The organism is Psychrobacter sp. 1U2 (assembly GCF_051847575.1).
In genome coordinates, this window is the sequence record NZ_JBPYDC010001784.1 from 1 (window position 1) to 524 (window position 524).

Below are 524 nucleotides of genomic sequence, written 5' to 3' on the forward strand. Positions count from 1 at the left end.
GGTGAGTTTATCGATGCCCATACGGCCTTGCAGCAAGGACTCATTAATCGTGTCGCGCCAGCGGATCAGTTGGATGCAACGCTGCAATCTTTAATCGATGCCATTACTGCCAAATCCTCTGTCGCGGTCAAAACGGGCAAAGATATGTTCTATAAACAGTTGGACATGGATTTAGCGGATGCTTATGAATATGCCGGACAAGTGATGACCTGCAATATGATGGCAGACGATGTGAGCGAGGGCATTGATGCCTTTATCGAAAAGCGCCATGCAGTATGGACGGGACGTTAATAGCTTCACCATTTAGAAGAACGCTACTTAATAACAATACTATTAATAAAATTAAAAACTACATCTTTTCAGGCAAGTTTTGTACCGCAAGGCTTGCCGCTTCAATAGCACCAGCAATATAACCAGAAAACTGTGGCGACCATTCACTGCCTATCCCCGTTAGGCAATCACTCCATACACCTGATATTGCCTTAGAAACAGGTGCCACCGCATGCTGACCATCACTACTTGCG

Annotated in this window: 1 protein-coding gene; it reads left to right on the top strand. The window is 45.4% G+C overall.

Features of this window, described 5'->3' with window-relative positions; translation table 11 throughout:
• The coding region (locus ACS8FD_RS24390; protein WP_439277743.1) for an enoyl-CoA hydratase-related protein at nucleotides 1–291 on the top strand (291 nt) is incomplete at its 5' end.
• Nucleotides 292–524: the final 233 nt, after the last annotated feature.